The following is an 18,095-nucleotide window of genomic DNA, read 5'->3' as shown; positions in this document are numbered from 1 at the left end:
AAATCAAGCGCCACAAAGGCTTGAGCCGCGCGGCGCAAGTTAAAGCTAAATCGCAGCGACTTGAAGTCCGCTTTGAATCCCATGCCCTGAGGTCGCTGCCCTAGATCGTCACCTGCGTACCGACCTCGACCACACGGCCGGACGGGATCTGGAAATAGTCGGTGGCGTCGTTGGCGGAGCGGCTGAGCGAGATGAACAGCCGGTCCTGCCAGCGCGGCATGCCGGAATGGGCGGCGGGCTTGAGCGCCCTGCGCGACAGGAAGAACGAGGTCGACATGATGTCGAACTGCCAGCCCAGCTTGCGGGCGATCGCGAGCGCCTTCGGCACGTTGGGCGATTCCATGAAGCCGAACTTCAGCGTCACCTTGGAGAAGGTCGGTGAAATCTGCTCCAGCTTCACCCGTTCGGCCGGATCGATCCGCGGGGTTTGCGCGGTCTCGATGGTGAGAATGACGTTCTTCTCGTGCAGCACCTTGTAGTGTTTCAGACTATGCATCAGCGCGGTCGGCGCGCTGAGCGGGTCCGAGGTCAGGAACACCGCAGTGCCAGGCACCCGCTGCGGCGGCCGCTTCTCCAGCATCGCCACGAGATCGGCGAGCGGAAACTCGAGCTTGCGCGACTTTTCAAACAGCAGCCGGCTGCCGCGCCGCCACGTGTACATCAGGATGATCATGAGCGCGCCGAGCGCCAGTGGCACCCAGCCGCCCTCGAACACCTTCAACAGGTTCGCGCTCAGGAAGGTCAGATCGAGGAACAGGAACGGCGCAATCAGCGCGCCGGCAGCAAGCGCTGACCAGCGCCAGCCCTTCCAGACCACGACGAAGCCCATCATCGCCGTGACCACCATGGTACCGGTGACGGAGATGCCGTAGGCGGATGCGAGCGCGCTCGACGAGCGGAACAGCAGCACCAGCAGCACCACCGCGACCAGCAGCAGCTGGTTGATGCGCGGAATGAAGATCTGGCCGGAATGGGCCTCCGACGTATGGCGAATTTCAAAGCGCGGCAGCAGCCCGAGCTGGATCGCCTGGCGCGTCAGCGAATAGGCGCCGGTGATGACGGCCTGGCTCGCGATGACGGTCGCCATGGTGGCGAGCACGACCATGCAGCCTCGGACGAAGCCTTGCGGAAACAGCTGAAAGAACGGGCTCACGATCGCGCCGGGGTCGCCGAGCACCAGCGCGCCCTGCCCCAGATAGTTCAGCGCCAGCGAGGGCAGCACGATGGTAAGCCAAGCGGTCTGGATCGGCCGCTTGCCGAAATGGCCGAGATCGGCATAGAGCGCCTCGGCGCCAGTCACCGCCAGGAACACCGCGCCCAGCGTCACGAAGCCGACGATGCCATGGTGCAGCATGAAGTTCACGGCGTAGAGCGGGTTGAGCGCAAGCAGCACCTGCGGCTGCTGGGCGATCTGAGGGATCGCCGCCACCGCCAGAACCGTGAACCAGACGCACATGATCGGGCCGAAGAAGGCGGCAACGCGCGCCGTGCCGCGGGACTGCACGGCGAACAGGCCGACCAAGATCACAACCGTCAGCGGAACGATGTAGGGCTCGAACCTTAGCGTGACGTCCTTCATGCCCTCGATCGCCGACAGCACGGAGAGCGCCGGCGTGATAACGGCATCGCCGTAGAACAAAGCTCCGGAAATGATGCCGAGCAGGACGATGGTGGCCCCGCCGCGGCCGGTGCCAACCGCCCGCTGGGCCAGCGCCATCAGTGCCAGCGTGCCGCCCTCGCCGTTGTTGTCGGCGCGGAGCAGGATCACGACGTATTTGAGCGTCACCACCACGATGAGCGCCCAAAGGATCAGGGAGAGCACGCCGAGGACCGCTGCCGGCGTCGGCAACCCCTCCGCGCCCGAGGCGGCCATCACCGCCTCGCGGAACGCGTAGAGCGGGCTGGTGCCGATGTCGCCGTAAACGACGCCGACGCTCCCGAGCGTCAGCGCGCCGAAACCGGCGGTGGTATGGGCATCGCCATGCCCATTGGCCGCCACCGTTTCCGGGGCGGGAACTGCTACGTCGCTTGTCATGGGAGAGCCCGATGGCCTCTAAAATGCTTCACTGCACAACGGCGGAAGAGCGCGCGGCTTATAGTCCTGCGCCACCGGCATGGCCTAGCCCGATTCTGGGCCGTAGCCATGCAAATATGCATGGCTACGCCAGTTGCATTCTAGATGGTGACCTGGGTTCCGACTTCGACCACGCGGCCGGTGGGGATCTGGAAGTAGTCGGTGGCATCGTTGGCCGACCGGCTCAGCGCGATGAACACATGATCCTGCCAGAGCGGCATGCCCGACTGTGCCGAGGCCTTCAGTGACCTGCGCGACACGAAGAACGACGTCGACATGATGTCGAACTGCCAACCCTGCTTGCGCGCGATGGCGAGCGCCTTCGGCACGTTCGGCTGCTCCATGAAACCGAAGCGCAAGCGGACCTTGGAGAACTTTTCGCTGATCTTCTCCATCCTGAACCGCTCCGACAGATCGACCCGAGGCGTCTGCGCGGTCTCGATGGTCAGAATCACGTTGTGCTCATGCAGCACCTTGTTGTGCTTGAGATTGTGCAGGAGCGCGGTCGGCACGAACGCCGGATCGCTGGTCAGGAACACCGCGGTGCCCTTGACGATGTGCGGTGGCCGCTTCTCCAAACTGCGGATCAGATCGTCCAATGGCACCTCGATCCGGCGGGTCTTCTGGATCAGGATTGCGGAGCCCTTGCGCCAGGTCCAGATCGTCCCGGCCATGACGATGCCGAACAGCAGCGGCACCCAGGCACCTTCGAGCAGCTTGAGCAGGTTGGCGCTGAGGAAGCTCAAATCGACGATGACGAAGGGGACGATCACGGCTGCGGCCGTCGCGGCGCGCCAGTTCCACAACTTCCAGATCACGACGAAGCCCATGATGCCGTCGGCGACCATGGTGGTGGAGACGGCAATACCGTAGGCGGAAGCCAGATTGCTGGGGGTGTGGAACAGCAGCACCAGCAGCATCACGCCGATCAGCAGCAGGCGGTTGACGCGCGGCAGATAGATCTGGCCGGCATGGGATTCGGAGGTGTAACGCACCTCAAAACGCGGCAGGAGCCCGAGTTGCACGGCCTGGTGGACCAGCGAATAGGCGCCGGTGATCACCGCCTGGCTCGCGATCACGGTTGCGGCCGTCGCGAGTCCGACCAGCGGCAGGACCAGGCTCTCGGGCACCATGCGATAAAACGAATGCTCGATCGCGCTGGGATCGGACAGCACCAGCGCACCCTGCCCGAAATAGTTGACTAGAAGCGCCGGCAGCACGAAAAACATCCAGGCCGACTGGATCGGCTTGCGGCCGAAATGGCCGAGATCGGCATAAAGCGCCTCTCCGCCCGTCACCGCCAGGAACACCGCGCCGAGCGTCACGAGGCCGATCACACCGTGCGACAGCACGAACTGCACCGCATAGTACGGATTGATCGCCGCCAGCACCGTGGGATCGTCGGCGATGTGGACAGCCCCCATCACGGCGATGACGGTGAACCAGACCACCATCACCGGCCCGAAGGCCGAGGCGACCAATGCGGTTCCCTTGCTCTGCACGGCGAACAGCAGCACCAGAATGAGCACGGTGAGCGGCACGACATAGTGCTCGAGCGCGGGGGTCGCGAGCTTGAGGCCCTGCACCGCCGATAGCACCGAGATCGCCGGCGTGATCATGGAATCGCCGATGAACATCGAAGCGCCGATCACGCCGAGCGCGAGCAGGACCCAGCTTCGCCGCCCGAGCGCGCGCTGGCCGAGCGCCATCAGCGAGAGCGTGCCGCCCTCCCCGTTATTGTCGGCGCGCAGCAGCAAGAGGACATATTTGGCGGTGACGACGATCAGGAGCGCCCACAGGATCAGCGAGAGCACGCCGAGCACGATGACGCGCGAGACGGGCTCGCCATGGGCGGCGGCCTTGACCGCCTCGTGGAATGCATAGAGCGGCGAAGTGCCGATATCGCCAAAGACGACGCCGACACTCCCGAGCGTAAGGGCCCAAAAACTTGCGGTGGGCCGCCCGTCCTGGGTCTCGGCCTGTGTGATGCTCGCCGTCATGAAGGTGGAGAACGCTTCGTTCCTGAAATTGATCCGGCGCCTTTTGACGCTTCCGGTGCACCTGTCAATCGGCGCACCATCATAGCAGGCGCCGAGCCGGATGCTGTGACGCCACAGCCACGCTCATCGCCCGCGCGACGACATGCCTCAGGTAAGATGGTAGCGCAAGGGGGTTACGGCCTCAGATTCGGCGGCAGCGGCGGATCTTCGCGCATCAAGGTGATGGTCACCCGCCGGTTGGCTGCCAGCGAGGGATCGTCCGGAAACAGCGGCTGGGTATCGGCCTTGCCGGAGACGGCGAAGATGTGCGACGGCGGCAGGCCCTGGCGCTCGAGGATCTGGCGCACGGCGTTGGCGCGATCGGCCGACAGATCGAAGGCGCCATAGTCGCTGCGGGTCGGCACGAACCCCGCCGCGGTGTGGCCGGCGATGGAGACGCGGAGCGGCGTCGCCTTGAGCGGGATCGCGAGCTTCTCGACCAGGCGGCGGGTGCGGTCATAGGGCACCTTGGAGCCATCGGCGAACATCGAGCGGCCGTCCTGGTCGACGATCTCGAGGTTCAGGCCCTGCTTGGTCTCCTCGAACATGATGTGTTTGGACATCTCGGTCAGTTCCGGCATGTCCTGCAACGCCTGGCGCAGCGAGGCTGCGGCCAGCGCGAAATTGCGGTCGACCTTGATCTCCGCGCCGGAGGTCTTTTCGCGGTCTTCCTGATCTGGCGTCGGCGTGTTGGAGGCATCTTCCGGCTGGATGTGGTCGACGTTCTTGAGCCGCGGGCGCGTCGGCAGGCCGTCGGATTCGACGATGCCGGAGTAGCGCGCCTCGGTCTGCACGCCGAACGCCTCGCGCATCGAGCCCGCGACGATCTTCAGCTTGTTGGCGTCTTGCGTGGAGAACGCGACCAGCATCACGAAAAACGCCAGCAGCAGCGCCATCAGGTCGGCGAAGGTCACGAACCAGCCGTGGCCGCCACCGTGAGCATTGCCGCGCTTCTTCTTGGCCATCTCTCAAAATCCAGGCGGCGGCCTCAAGCCGGCACCGGCTCGCCTTCGGTGTGACGATGCTTCTCCGGCAGATAGGCCAGCAGCATTTCGCGCACCAGGGTCGGGCTCTTGGAGTCGCGGATCATCAGGATGCCGTCGATGATCAAGGTGCGGTTGGTCTCTTCGTCCAGCAGCTTGCCGTGCAGCTTGTCCGCGATCGGCAAGCAGATCAGGTTGGCGACAACGGCGCCGTACAGGGTCGCCAGCAGCGCGGTGGCCATGAACGGGCCGAGCTTGGAGGGATCCGACATGTTGGAGAACATCTGCACCATGCCAAGCAGCGTGCCGATCATGCCGAACGCCGGGGCGCAGTCGCCGACGGCGCGGTAGATCTTGCTGCCTTCGTCGAGGTGCATCAGGAAGTTGTCCCGGTCGCGCTCCAGATTGTCGCGAATGAAATCGAGGTCGTAGCCGTCGGCAACATAGCGAATGCCCTTGGCGAGGAAGGGCTCGTCGGTCTCGACCTTTTCGAGTCCGACCGGGCCCTGCTTGCGGGCGATTTCCGCGATGCGGGCGAGCTCGTCGACAAGGTCGTGAGCCGACAGGCGGCTCAGGGTGAAAGCAAACTTCGCGCCCAGCGGCACGCCGTGGATCATCGCGGACAAAGGAAAGCGGATCATCGTCGCTGCGAACGAGCCACCGAAGATGACGATGACGGCGTGGATGTCGTAGAACATCCCGAACGTACCGCCCATCAGGATCAGCGACGACACAACAATGGCTCCTGCGACGAGGCCGACAAGTGTTGCGATATCCATGATCGACTCCAACGCCTACGCAACAACGGCCGTCCTGGCCGCTGGCGCGGCTCAACCCCGAACCGCATCGCAGACCCTAGAGCGCCGCCCTTAAAGGCGCGTAAAGGTTAAGTCTCGACGATGTGCCGCCTGCCGCCGCAATTTGTCCCGGTTGCCGTCCAGCGATAGGAATTTCAACCTTTCGCTAACCATAAGCAGGCGCCCACCACGTCACGTCGGCTGCGGCCCTCCGCCACATCGTGGACGGGGATCAGCTGGTGTCTGCTAGCGTTGCGACAGGGCCAATCGCGGAGCCAGCGCGATGTTGATGCTATTCGGTCTACTCACGGCGCTGCCCGCGGCGCTGGCGTTCCACCTGCTCGAGCCGGAACTCGTGCTTCCGGCGTTCAGCGTGCTGCTCTTTATCGAGGCCGCCTTCGCCGTGCTCGCGGCGCGGTTGATGCGCAGCGCCAACAGCGCAGACGATATCACCCTCTGGGACCTTGCCGGCGGCTTCACCCTGATCGGATGCGCCGCCGCCGTGCTCGGAGAACCGGATCAAGTCGCCCTGCTTCTGACCGAGCAAGGCGGCATTCGGCCGTCGTCCGGGCCGTAGATTGCCCTAAAGCGCGATGCGATTAGGATCGATCGTCATCGCGCTTTAGGTTATTGTTTGAGCATGATCTTTTCGGAAAACCGCTACACGCCTTTCCGGATCACGCTCCAGCAGCCGTCAATGGATCTCCGCAGAGCGCTTCAGCGCGGCCTTGAGCTTCTCGAGCGAGAAGTCGGGACTGCGGGCGATCTCCAGGATCGGCGTCTCGCGGCGGCCGCACAGTTCGGCCGCCTCCGGCAGCTTTGCGGCAAGGTCGAGCGGGATCACGATGGCGCCATGCCGGTCGGCGTGGATGAGGTCGTCCGACTTCACGGTCATGCCGGCGACGCGCACCTCGCCGCCAAAGCTTTCCGCGTGCACCCAGGCGTGCGACGGGCCGATCGAGCCGGCTAGCGCCTGGAACCCTGGCGCCCATTGCGGGATGTCGCGGATCGAGCCGTCGGTGATGACGCCGAGGCAGCCGAGCGCCTTGTGCACGTTGCTCTGTACCTCGCCCCAGAACGCGCCATAGCCGACGTCGGGTCCGTCGATGTCCTGGATCACCGAGATGCGCGGGCCATGGCCGGTGCCGACATATTCGTAATATGCGATTCGGCGCCTGGACTGCTCTTCGGCCGGAAGCGATGATTTCAGAACCGAGCGGATCGTCACCGTGCGGGCATAGCCGACGATCGGCGGCAGGTCGGGAAACGGACAGACCAGCTGCTTGGTGGTGTAGCCGATCAGCCGCCGCTCGGGCGCCACGATCTCCATGGCGTTGCAGATCGTCGGCGTATCGTAACGGCCCAGCGCTTCGAGGACGGAAGCGGGCAGCGGCCCGGTCGCGGAATTGGTCACGGCGTTCTCTCCCAGGTTGGCGGCGATTGATTGCGCGATGCCGCCGGCACAGGGCGATATAGCCGAGATCGGATCTCGACCCAACTCAGGCAGGCTTCATGGCAGATATCCGCGAGGAGCGTTTTAGTGCAGTCGTCCGGGCCGATCGTCGTCTTGCGGCGGCTCCGACAAATTCGCCAGCGTCGGCGCCGAGGGCGGTGACGGGACCTCGCCTCCCGCCGGCGCGGTGGCTTCCATCGCGCGCGCCTGGTCGCGATAGGATTTGTAGCCGAGCGGCAGCGCGAGGAGGTACAGCACCGTGCCGATCGACAGCACGTGCCAGGGATAGGCGATCAGGAGCGCGATGAAGACGATCACGGCGACGAAGGCCGGCAGCACCAGCTCGGGCGGCACGCGCATCCGCTTGGTCTTGCCGGAGAACACGGGCAGGCGCGACACCATCAGAAACGCGATCAGAAGCGTGTAGGCCGCGGTCACCGCCGCAGGTGTGCGCCCGACGTCGAGGAACGCGACATAGATCGGCAGCAGCACGGTGATCGCACCGGCGGGCGCCGGCACGCCGGTGAAGAAATTGGCGGCGAAGGCCGGCTTGTTCGGATCGTCCATGGTGGCATTGAAGCGGGCGAGCCGCAGGCCGCCGGATATCGCGAACACCATGGCGGCGATCCAGCCGGCATTGCCGAGCTCATGCAGCTGCCAGAAATACAGCATCAGGCCGGGCGCCACGCCGAAATTGACGAAGTCGGCGAGACTGTCGAGCTCGGCGCCGAACTTCGACTGCCCCTTGATCATGCGCGCGATGCGGCCATCGATGCCGTCGAGCGCGGCGGCGAACACGATGGCATAGACCGCGAGCGTCATCCGCCCTTCGATCGACAGGCGGATCGAGGTCAGGCCGGCGCAGATCGCCAGCAGCGTGATGACGTTGGGCACCAGCATCCGCACCGGGATCGGTCGGAACCGCCGGCGGCGGACGTCGGGATCCTTGAAATCGTAAGGCGTCATGGCTCGTCCTTATCTCGAGGCGAGATATAGCAAGCCGCGCCGCCCTCCGCCATTGCGGCGGAACGCCTGCGAGCACCGACTATTGGTTAATTGGCGCGGAACGCGCGGCCCGGGTCGTCGCCGGCAAGGTCGGCCAGGATCGTCTCTCCGGCGATCGCGGTCTGCCCTTCCGAGACCAGCGCCTTGGTACCCACGGGCAGGTAGACATCGAGGCGCGAGCCGAAGCGGATCAGGCCGAAACGCTCGCCGGCGCCGATCGCCTGCCCCTCCTTGACGAAGCAGACGATGCGCTTGGCGACCAGGCCGGCGATCTGGACCACGCCGATCCGCGCCGTCGGCGTCGTGATCACCAGCGAGTTGCGCTCGTTGTCCTCGCTCGCCTTGTCGAGCTCGGCGTTGATGAAGAGGCCGGGCCGGTAGGCGATACGATCCACCCTGCCCGCCACGGGCGCGCGGTTCACGTGGCAATTGAACACGCTCATGAAGATCGAGACGCGCGGCAGCGGCCGGTCGCCGAGCCCGAGCTCGGCCGGCGGCAGCGCCATGGTGATCATGGAGACACGCCCGTCGGCCGGCGACACCACGAGACCCTCGCGCGCCGGCGTCACACGGACGGGATCGCGGAAGAACAGCGCACACCACACGGTCAGGATCGTGCCGATCCACCCCAGCGGCGACCACAGCCAGAACAGGAGCAGGCTCGCCAGCGCAAAGGCGCCGATGAAGGGATAACCCTCCTTGTGGATCGGCGGGATCTGACGCTGGATCGAATCGAGAATGGACATTGCTTTTTGCCGGTCGGGGTTAATGCCACGGGGTCGTCGCGCGGGCTTGTTTAGGCCAGACTTTGTTTAGGCCAGACTTGGGACCGGAGACAAGGTCACTCCGCCGCCGCGGGCGTCGTCAGGCTATCATCGACCAGCGGCGGCTCCCGGTTAGGCGCGGCATTGGTGTCGGCCATCTTAGCCAGCTTCTCGCGGGCCTCCTCGGCCTCGCGCTGCCTGTTCCACATGCTGGCATAGAGCCCGCCCTGCGCGAGCAGGCTCGCGTGAGTGCCGCGCTCGGCGATGCGGCCCTGGTCCAGCACGATGATCTCGTCGGCGCCGACGATGGTGGAAAGCCGATGCGCGATCACCAGGGAGGTGCGGTTCTTCGCCACGCGGTCGAGCGCCCCCTGGATCTCGTGCTCCGTATGGGTGTCGAGCGCCGAGGTCGCCTCGTCGAGCACCAGGATCGGCGGCGCCTTGAGCACCGTGCGCGCGATCGCGACGCGCTGCTTCTCGCCGCCCGACAGCTTCAGGCCGCGCTCGCCAACCTGGGTCTCGTAGCCCTTCGGCGCCATGCGGATGAAGTGGTCGATCTGCGCCAGCCGCGCCGCCTCCTCGACCTCGGCATCGGTCGCATCCCAGCGGCCGTAGCGGATGTTGTAGCGGATGCTGTCGTTGAACAGCACGGTGTCCTGCGGCACCATGCCGATCGATGCGCGCAGGCTGGCCTGCGTGACCTCGCGGATGTCCTGGCCGTCGATCAGGATCCTGCCGCCGGAGACATCATAGAGGCGAAACAGGAGCCGCGAGATGGTCGATTTGCCGGCGCCGGAGGGGCCGACGATGGCAACCGTCTTTCCGGCCGGCACTTCGAAGCTGATGCCCTTGAGGATGGGGCGCGCCGGCTCATAGGCAAAGCGCACGTCCTCGAAGCGCACCGTGCCGGCGGAGATGGCCAGCGGCTTCGCGCCAGGCGCGTCCTTGATCTCGGCCTCGCGGCTGAGCACGCCGAACATCTTCTCGATGTCGATGATCGCCTGCTTGATCTCGCGATAGACCATGCCCATGAAGTTCAGCGGCTGGTAGAGCTGGATCATCATGGCGTTGACCAGCACGAAATCGCCGACCGTGTTGGTGCCGTTGCGCACGCCGATCGCGCACATCAGCATGGTCGCGGTCAGGCCCAGCGTGAAGATCACCGCCTGGCCTGTGTTGAGCACCGCGAGCGAGGTGTAGGTGCGGACGCTCGCCTCCTCGTAGCGCTCGACCGACCTGTCGTAGCGCTGCGCCTCGCGTGCCTCGGCACTGAAATACTTCACCGTCTCGTAGTTGAGCAGCGAGTCGATCGCCTTGGTGTTCGCCTCGGTGTCGGAATCGTTCATCTTGCGGCGGATGCCGATCCGCCACTCGGTCGCGACGTAGGTGTAGTACATGTAGAGCGTGACCGTGATCAGGGTCGCGACCACGTAGCGCCAGTCGAATTGCCAGAGCAGCACCGCCAGCAGCAGCGAGACCTCGACGATGGTCGGGATCAGCTGCAGGATCACCATGCGCACGATGACCTCGATGCCCTCGCGGCCGCGCTCGAGCACGCGCGTGAGGCCACCGGTCTTGCGCTCGAGGTGAAAGCGCAGCGACAGCTCGTGCATGTGGATGAAGGTGAGGGTCGCGAGCTTGCGCACCGCATGCATGGCGACGCGGGCGAAGATGCCGTCGCGCCATTGCGTCAGCACCGCCATCAGGATGCGCATCACGCCGTAGCTCGCGGTCAGCAGCAAGGGCGAGGCGATCACCCAGAAATGCCAATTGTCGGCCGCGACCGGCGCGGTGTTGGCGCCGGTCAGCGCATCCGTCGCCCATTTGAAGCTGAACGGCACGGTGAGCGTGATCAGCTTGGCGGCGAGCAGCAGCACCAGCGACCAGACCACCCTCATCTTCAGGTCGGAACGGTCGCCGGGCCAGATGTAGGGCCACAGATGTGCCAGCGTGCCCATCAGCGTGGCCCCGGCCTGCGGTCCTGCCACGGAAGGATCAGGAACGTCGGCGCCGTCGAACGATTGAGGTTGGTCCATCAACAAACCCGAAGCCCGCCGGGTGCGGGCGCAACTGCGATTAACGATTTTCGCCCGTCATATAGAGCCTTCCCGATGCCCGCGCACCCCGCCAGATGGCGAATCTTCGATTGTTTGTCGCGATTTACCGGTAAATTCCCGGACGTATCGAATCACCGTTTGGGCTTGACGCCACTTCGCTGCAATGCATCATGGCACCAATGAGCACGATCAAAACCGTCTGTGTCTATTGCGGCTCCGGCCCTGGAACAAATCCCAACTTTATTGAAGCGGCGAAGGCGCTCGGCAAAGCGCTGGCGGAAAGCAAGATCCGCCTCGTCTATGGCGGCGGCTCGCTCGGCCTGATGGGCGCGGTTGCGACCTCCGTGCTGGATCACGGCGGCATGGTCACCGGCATCATCCCCGACTTCCTGCGGATGCGCGAGAATGCGCTGACGCGCGTGCAGGAGATGGTCGTCACACCCGACATGCACGAGCGCAAGCGGCTGATGTTCGAGCGCTCCGACGCCTTCGTGGCCCTGCCCGGCGGGCTCGGCACGCTGGAGGAGCTGGTGGAGCAGCTGACCTGGCAGCAACTCGGCCGTCACGCCAAGCCCGTGCTGCTCGCCAATGTCGACGGCTTCTGGGAGCCGCTGTTCTCCCTGGTGGCCCACATGCGGCAGACTCAGTTCATCCGCGCCGGCCTCACCGTCGATATCCTGAAGGCGGACAAGGTCGAGGAGATCATCCCACGGCTGCGCGCCGCGGCGGCGCAGATCCCTGACGACCAGCGCGATCTCGCGCCCGACGTGGCCCGGCGGCTCTAAAGCATGATCCGGAAAAGTGTGAAGCGGTTTTCCGAAAAGATCATGCTCAAACAACAACCTAAAGCGCGATGACTATCCATCCTAATCGCATCGCGCTTTAGACCGTCCCTATTCCTGCGGAAACGTCACCGCCTCGATCCGGTTGCCGTCGGGATCGGTGACGAAGGCGGCGTAGTAGCGCACGCGATCGTGCGGGCGGAGGCCCGGTGCGCCGTCGGAGGCGCCGCCAGCGGACAGCGCAGCTGCGTGAAACGCATCGACCTCGGCCGCGGTTTTCGCCCGCAGGCAGATGTGCACGCCGCTCTCCGGCGCGACACGCGGCATGCCCTCGCGCAGATTGATCCAGAACTCCGGATAGGCCTTGCCAAACCCGATCGTCCGCGGCCGCGTGACGAGGCGCGCGAGGCCGAGTGCGGCGAGCGTCGCCTCGTAGAACTTTGCGGCGCGATCGAGATCGCTGACGCCGACGGAGATGTGGTCGATCATGGCCGTGCCCTTTCCCCATCCTCGGTGTCATCGCCCGGCTTGACCGGGCGATCCAGTACTCCGTGACAGCAGTAGATAAATCGATGGGCCGCAGCGTACTGGATTCCCCGCCTTCGCGGGGAATGACAGTCGTCGTGGGGGTTACGCCGGCGCGTCCGACTTCACGAGCTTGTAGATTACCGAATCCATCAGCGCCTGGAACGAGGCATCGATGATGTTCGGGGACACGCCGACGGTGGTCCAACGATCGCCGTTCTCGTCCTCGCTCTCGATCAGCACGCGCGTGACCGCGCCGGTGCCGCCATTGAGGATACGGACGCGATAGTCGATCAGTGTCAGGCCCTCGATGAACTTCTGGTACTTGCCGAGGTCCTTGCGCAGGGCGACGTCGAGCGCGTTGACGGGACCGTTGCCTTCGGCCGCCGAGATCAGATGCTCGCCGGCGACGTCGACCTTGACCACCGCGAGCGCCACCGTGACGCGTTCGCCGAGCGCGTTGTAGCGCTGCTCGACGTTGACGTCGAACTGCTCGACCTCGAAATAATGCGGCACCTTGCCGAGCGTGCGGCGCGCCAGGAGCTCGAACGAGGCGTTGGCGGATTCATAGGCATAGCCGGCCGCCTCGCGCTCCTTCAATTCCTCGACGAGACGCGTCAGCTTCGAATCGCTCTTCTCGTAAGGGATACCGGCGCGGTCGAGCTCGGCGATGACGTTGGAGCGCCCGGCCTGGTCGGACACCAGCACCTTGCGGTGATTGCCGACCAGCTCCGGCAACACATGCTCGTAGGTCTGCGGATCCTTCAGCACGGCGGAGGCATGGATGCCGGTCTTGGTGACGAAGGCGCTCTCGCCGACGTAAGGAGCATGCCGGTTCGGCACGCGGTTCAGCATGTCGTCGAGCGTGCGCGACACCTTGACGAGCGTCGCCAGCTTCTCGGTGGTGACGCCGATCTCGAAAGCGTCGGCAAACCCCGTCTTCAGCTTCAGCGTCGGGATCAGCGAGCAGAGATTGGCATTGCCGCAGCGCTCGCCGAGGCCGTTCAGCGTGCCCTGGATCTGCCGCGCGCCGGCACGCACCGCGGCGAGCGAATTGGCCACCGCCTGCTCGGTGTCGTTATGGGCGTGGATGCCGACGTGATCGCCGGGGATGTGCCTGGTCACGTCTCTGACGATGGCCTCGACCTCATCGGGCATGGTGCCGCCGTTGGTGTCGCACAGCACCACCCAACGCGCACCGGCATCGAAGGCGGCCTTGGCGCAGGCGAGCGCGAAGGCGGCGTCTTCCTTGTAGCCGTCGAAGAAATGCTCGCAATCGAGCATCACCTCGCGGCCGGCCGCCTTCGCCGCCGCGACGCTGTCGCGGATCGAGGCGAGGTTTTCTTCCTTCGTGGTCTCCAGCGCGACGCGGACCTGATAGGCCGACGCCTTCGCCACGAAGCAGATCGCGTCCGCCTTCGCTTCCAAAAGGCCCGCGACGCCCGGATCGTTGGACACCGAGCGGCCCGCCCGCCGCGTCATGCCGAAGGCGGTGAAGCGCGCATGATTGAGCTTGGGCTTGGAGCCAAAGAACTCCGTATCGAGCGGATTGGCCCCGGGATAGCCGCCCTCGACATAGTCGATGCCGAGATCATCGAGCATCGCCGCGATGACCTGCTTGTCGGCCAGCGTGAAGTCGACGCCATTGGTCTGCGCCCCATCGCGCAGCGTGGTGTCGAACAGATAGAGACGCTGCTTGCTCATTGCCCCGCTCCGAGCGTCTTCTTCATGGTGGTGTTGGCGAGCCACTCGTCGTTGATGGTGACGCTGTTGCGCTGCTGGGCGGTGTAGCCGCGCTTGGCGAAGAAGCCCTCCGCGGTATCGCTGGCGTCGACCGAGAGGCTCTTGGCGCCGCGGCCGCCGGCGAGCTTCTCCAGCGCGTCGACCAGCATGGTCGCGATGCCCTGCCCGGCCACGGCCGGATGCACATAGAGCATGCGGATGTGATCGTTGCCGCGCAGCGAAGCAAAACCAACCGGCGAGCCTTCCAGCGTCGCGATCAGCGTCAGGTCGGACGCAAGCCGCTTGCCGAACTCCTCGTCCTCGGCCGCCGCCATCCAGGCTTCCTGCTGCGCCTCGCTATAATCGTCGCCGGTCAACTCCTCGATGCTGGCGGCGAAGATCGCGGCGAGCATCGGCACATCCGCCGGCAGGAAGGGCCTCAGTGCGGGCTTTGGCAAAGTCTGTCCCATCGTCCTTACCACATCCCATAAAGCTTGAGCACGATCGCCACCGCGCCGGCGAGCAGCGCGATTTTCAGCGCGATGTAATAGAGCCAGTGCCGCGGAAACGGCGTCTCGGGGCGCTTCATCGGGCGATCTCCCAGGTGGTGCCTTCCTTGGAGTCCTTGATCGCGACGCCCATCGCAGCGAGCAGATCGCGAATGCGGTCGGACTCGCCAAAGTCCTTGCGGCTACGCGCAGCTGTTCGCTCCGCGAGCAGGCGCTCGACCTCCTTGGCGTCGATCCCGCTCGCCTGCTGCTTGCGCCCTTCCCACTGCGCCGCGTTCTCGGAGAGGAATCCGAGCAGCCGCAACGAGCCCGCAAGACCTGCGATATCGTTGCCGCGCAGGCCGTGCAGCGCCGCGATCGCCTGCGGCGTGTTGAGGTCGTCGAGCAGCGGTTCGACCACCGACGGAGCCGGCTCGCCGGACACGACATCGGCCGCGACGCGATACCAGTCGTCGAGCGTCTTGGCGCTCTCCTCCAGCGACTTCATGGTCCAGTCGATCGGCGAGCGGTAATGCGTCTTGAGCATGTTGAGGCGCAGCACCTCACCCGGCCAATCCCTGAGCAGCTCGTGGATCGTGATGAAGTTGCCGAGGCTCTTCGACATCTTCTCGCTCTCGACCTGCAAGAAGCCGTTATGCATCCAATAGTTCGCCATGCGCTCGCGATGGAAGGCGCAGCAGGTCTGCGCGACCTCGTTCTCGTGGTGCGGAAACACGAGATCGATGCCGCCGCCATGGATGTCGAAATGCTCGCCGAGATGCTTCCAGGCCATCGCTGAGCACTCGATGTGCCAGCCCGGACGCCCCTCCGCCTTGATGCCGGATGGCGACGGCCAGGACGGCTCGCCCGGCTTCGACGGCTTCCACAGCACGAAGTCGGTCGCATCGCGCTTGTAGGGCGCAACATCGACCCGCGCGCCGGCGATCATCTCGTCGAGCGAGCGCTTCGACAGCGCGCCATAGCGCGGCAGCGCGGAATTGGCCGCGTTCATCGCCTGCGGCGAGAACAGCACGTGGTCCTCGGCGACATAGGCAAAGCCGCCGGCGACCAGCTTCTCGATGATCTCGCGCATCTCGCCGATATGCTCGGTGGCGCGCGGCTCGACGCTCGGCCGAAGCGCGCCGAGCGCATCGACGTCGGCATGGAACTGCTTGCCGGTCTGCTCGGTGACCTTGCGAATGGCCTCGTTCAGCGGCAGGCCGGGAAAGTCGCGCGCGGCGCGGTCGTTGATCTTGTCGTCGACGTCGGTGATGTTGCGGACATATTTGACGTGCGCCTCGCCGTAGATGTGGCGCAGCAGCCGAAACAGCACGTCGAACACAATCACCGGCCGCGCATTGCCGATATGGGCGAAGTCATAGACCGTCGGTCCGCAGACATACATGCGGACGTTGTTCGGATCGAGCGGCACGAAGGTGCGCTTTTCCCGGCTCAGCGTATCGTAAAGACGCAATTCCATGACAACCCATCCCTCTCGGCCGGGCGTCCAAGGCTCTCAATGTGTTTGAGAAAAGACGGCTCCAGCCAGCGAATCGCTAGCTCGTAATCTCGCGGCAAATGGCGCAAATGGCGAGGAGACCGTTCATGCGGGCACATATGGGCCACCACGGGCCCCGGCGTCAAGGGCCGCGAAAATGCCGTTTTTGCCCCCGCACGGGGCGCGGCCTGCCCGGAGGGTTCATGATCCCCTAACCATTTGAGGCCATTCTGGAACCTGCGGTTCCCAATTTTTTGCCCCCGGTAATTTCATGCGATCCCTGCTCGCGCTCATTTTCGGCGCCTCCCTCCTTGCAGCACCTCAGGCGTGCGCCGAGACCCGCGTCTTCATCATCGCCGACCAGTGCCTGGCCAAGAACGACATCAAGGGCGACACGTGCGGCGCCTCCGCGGCGCGCACCTATTGCCAGTCACGAGATTTTGCAAAGGCATCAAGCTATCGCCGGGTCGATCCCGATGAAATTACCGGCTCCGTCCCCAAATCCGGCACAAACTGCTCCCATGGCCATTGCGACGAATATGTCGCAATCACCTGCCAGCGCTGAATTCCCTCGGAGCTGGCGGACCTTAGGACCAGCTCGGCCCCTGAAACGACGTGACGATGCCGCAGGAAGCGGCTATTGGGAGGGCGCGCTTCGGCCCCCACCCCACTTGGATGATCACGCTGGGCCGTGACCTCGCTAGAATGGCGGATATGCCTGAATTCTTCTCTCTCCTCCGTGCCCGCTCCCTCCTTGCCTGCACCGTGCTCCTCGGCACACTCGTGCTCGCCGATGGCGCTTTGGCGCAGGCCGGCCCGCCGCCCCAGCCCGGCCAGAACGGGCTCGGACCGAACCCGATGTGCGTGCGGCTGGAAGCCCAACTCGCCGCGCTCGATCGCGGCGGAGGTGATGCCGCGCGCGAAGAGCAGATCCGCCGCTACCAGGATTCCCAGGCCAAGCAGCAGGCCGAGCTCGACCGTGTCACCATGCAGGCCAAGCGCATGGGCTGTGATTCCTCCGGCTTCTTCTCGCTGTTCAACGGCCAGTCGGCGCAGTGCGGCCCGGTCAACACCCAGATCCAGCAGATGCGCGCCAATCTGGACCAGATTACCGGCAGCCTCGAGCGGCTGCGCGGCGGCCCCGGCGCCAACCCGGAGCGCGACAACCAGCGCCGCTCGGTGCTGATGGCGCTGGCGCAGAACAATTGCGGCCCGCAATATGCCAATGCCGTGCAGCAGCAGGGCGGCGGCAACTTCCTCAGCAATCTGTTCGGCGGCAACAACCCGAACAATCCGCAGGCCATGCCGCCCTCCGATCTCGGCCCGCAATCCGGCACCTTCCGCACCGTCTGCGTGCGCACCTGCGACGGCGCTTATTTCCCGATCTCCTTTGCCACCGTGCCGGCGCGCTTCCCTGACGATGAGAAGACCTGCAAGGCGCTGTGCCCGGCCGCGGAAGCCGTGCTCTACAGCCATCGCAATCCCGGCGAGGATATGAACGCTGCGGTCTCGATCGGCGGCCAGCCCTACACGGCGCTGCCGACCGCATTCAAATTCCGCAGCGAGTTCAACCCTTCCTGCTCCTGCAAGGCGGCGGGACAGACCTGGGCGGATGCGCTGAAATCGGCCGATGACAAGGCCGCGGCCGAGCAGCAGGGCGACATCATCGTCACCGAGGAAAGCGCCAGGAAGATGCAGCAGCAACGACTCAACAAGGGCGCGCCGCAGCCTGCCAATGCCAAGAAAGGCGCGGCTCCTGCGCCAGCAACTGCTGCCGCACCGGTCGCCACGCCACCCGCGGACGCGAGCCCCGCGTCGGAGAACAAGCCGATCCGCTCGGTCGGCCCGACCTTCCTGCCGCAGCAGCAGAAGTAGGCCGTCGCTCTGTCATGCTCCGCGCGGGCGTCC

Annotated in this window: 16 protein-coding genes; 4 read left to right on the top strand and 12 right to left on the bottom strand. The window is 65.1% G+C overall.

Going from position 1 to position 18,095, the window contains the following annotated elements:
- Positions 1-100: 100 nt before the first annotated feature.
- The 4 genes from I6F12_RS06830 to I6F12_RS06815 all read right to left on the bottom strand — a co-directional run bounded on the left by I6F12_RS06830 (position 101) and on the right by I6F12_RS06815 (position 5,875).
- Complete coding sequence (locus I6F12_RS06830; protein WP_225155828.1) at positions 101-2,035, bottom strand: potassium transporter Kup; 1,935 nt, start codon at positions 2,033-2,035, stop codon at positions 101-103.
- A 140-nt stretch (positions 2,036-2,175) separates the two neighbouring features.
- Complete coding sequence (locus I6F12_RS06825) at positions 2,176-4,074, bottom strand: potassium transporter Kup (RefSeq protein WP_036001442.1); 1,899 nt, start codon at positions 4,072-4,074, stop codon at positions 2,176-2,178.
- 173 nt (positions 4,075-4,247) lie between these two features.
- Positions 4,248-5,078 carry a flagellar motor protein MotB gene (locus I6F12_RS06820; protein ID WP_225155827.1) on the bottom strand — a complete coding sequence of 277 codons (831 nt, stop codon included), beginning with the start codon at positions 5,076-5,078 and terminating at the stop codon, positions 4,248-4,250.
- A gap of 23 nt (positions 5,079-5,101) precedes the next feature.
- The gene (locus I6F12_RS06815; protein WP_036001447.1) at positions 5,102-5,875 is read right to left on the bottom strand and encodes a MotA/TolQ/ExbB proton channel family protein; all 774 of its coding nucleotides are present in this window, start codon (positions 5,873-5,875) and stop codon (positions 5,102-5,104) included.
- 301 nt (positions 5,876-6,176) lie between these two features.
- Here I6F12_RS06815 and I6F12_RS06810 point away from each other — a divergent pair, with 301 nt between their 5' ends.
- Entirely contained in the window at positions 6,177-6,470 is a 294-nt protein-coding gene (locus I6F12_RS06810; RefSeq protein ID WP_036001448.1) for a hypothetical protein, read from the top strand.
- A gap of 117 nt (positions 6,471-6,587) precedes the next feature.
- On the opposite strand, the gene I6F12_RS06805 is transcribed toward I6F12_RS06810, so the two are convergent.
- The 4 genes from I6F12_RS06805 to I6F12_RS06790 all read right to left on the bottom strand — a co-directional run bounded on the left by I6F12_RS06805 (position 6,588) and on the right by I6F12_RS06790 (position 11,151).
- On the bottom strand, positions 6,588-7,307 hold the full coding sequence (locus tag I6F12_RS06805) for an RraA family protein (RefSeq protein ID WP_036034447.1): 720 nt from the start codon (positions 7,305-7,307) through the stop codon (positions 6,588-6,590).
- 123 nt (positions 7,308-7,430) lie between these two features.
- Entirely contained in the window at positions 7,431-8,312 is an 882-nt protein-coding gene (locus I6F12_RS06800; RefSeq protein ID WP_036001453.1) for a phosphatidylcholine/phosphatidylserine synthase, read from the bottom strand.
- 86 nt (positions 8,313-8,398) lie between these two features.
- Complete coding sequence (locus tag I6F12_RS06795) at positions 8,399-9,121, bottom strand: phosphatidylserine decarboxylase (protein ID WP_225112817.1); 723 nt, start codon at positions 9,119-9,121, stop codon at positions 8,399-8,401.
- A gap of 71 nt (positions 9,122-9,192) precedes the next feature.
- On the bottom strand, positions 9,193-11,151 hold the full coding sequence (locus tag I6F12_RS06790) for an ABC transporter ATP-binding protein/permease (protein WP_225155826.1): 1,959 nt from the start codon (positions 11,149-11,151) through the stop codon (positions 9,193-9,195).
- Positions 11,152-11,351: 200 nt separating this feature from the next.
- Here I6F12_RS06790 and I6F12_RS06785 point away from each other — a divergent pair, with 200 nt between their 5' ends.
- Positions 11,352-11,957 carry a TIGR00730 family Rossman fold protein gene (locus tag I6F12_RS06785; protein WP_025035586.1) on the top strand — a complete coding sequence of 202 codons (606 nt, stop codon included), beginning with the start codon at positions 11,352-11,354 and terminating at the stop codon, positions 11,955-11,957.
- A 108-nt stretch (positions 11,958-12,065) separates the two neighbouring features.
- On the opposite strand, the gene I6F12_RS06780 is transcribed toward I6F12_RS06785, so the two are convergent.
- The 4 genes from I6F12_RS06780 to cysS all read right to left on the bottom strand — a co-directional run bounded on the left by I6F12_RS06780 (position 12,066) and on the right by cysS (position 16,169).
- On the bottom strand, positions 12,066-12,443 hold the full coding sequence (locus tag I6F12_RS06780) for a VOC family protein (protein WP_036001466.1): 378 nt from the start codon (positions 12,441-12,443) through the stop codon (positions 12,066-12,068).
- A gap of 141 nt (positions 12,444-12,584) precedes the next feature.
- A complete protein-coding gene (gene cimA, locus I6F12_RS06775) occupies positions 12,585-14,183 on the bottom strand; it encodes a citramalate synthase (RefSeq protein ID WP_057028835.1) in 1,599 nt (532 codons plus the stop codon).
- Positions 14,180-14,671, bottom strand: a complete 492-nt coding sequence (locus I6F12_RS06770; protein ID WP_036001471.1) for a GNAT family N-acetyltransferase — start codon at positions 14,669-14,671, stop codon at positions 14,180-14,182. The genes cimA and I6F12_RS06770 overlap by 4 nt, the downstream gene beginning before the upstream one ends.
- 115 nt (positions 14,672-14,786) lie before the next feature.
- The gene (cysS, locus tag I6F12_RS06765; RefSeq protein WP_225155825.1) at positions 14,787-16,169 is read right to left on the bottom strand and encodes a cysteine--tRNA ligase; all 1,383 of its coding nucleotides are present in this window, start codon (positions 16,167-16,169) and stop codon (positions 14,787-14,789) included.
- A 289-nt stretch (positions 16,170-16,458) separates the two neighbouring features.
- Here cysS and I6F12_RS06760 point away from each other — a divergent pair, with 289 nt between their 5' ends.
- Both I6F12_RS06760 and I6F12_RS06755 read left to right on the top strand, forming a co-directional pair.
- Positions 16,459-16,752, top strand: coding sequence for a hypothetical protein (locus I6F12_RS06760; RefSeq protein ID WP_225155824.1), 294 nt, complete (start codon positions 16,459-16,461; stop codon positions 16,750-16,752).
- Positions 16,753-16,892: 140 nt separating this feature from the next.
- Positions 16,893-18,062, top strand: coding sequence for a DUF2865 domain-containing protein (locus I6F12_RS06755; protein WP_074447864.1), 1,170 nt, complete (start codon positions 16,893-16,895; stop codon positions 18,060-18,062).
- Positions 18,063-18,095 lie beyond the last annotated feature (33 nt).

Origin of the sequence: Bradyrhizobium sp. IC4059 (genome assembly GCF_020193615.1) — a bacterium.
Lineage (GTDB): Bacteria > Pseudomonadota > Alphaproteobacteria > Rhizobiales > Xanthobacteraceae > Bradyrhizobium > Bradyrhizobium yuanmingense.
The sequence above is the reverse complement of the archived record's forward strand: the minus strand, read 5'-3'. Positions and strand labels throughout refer to the sequence as shown.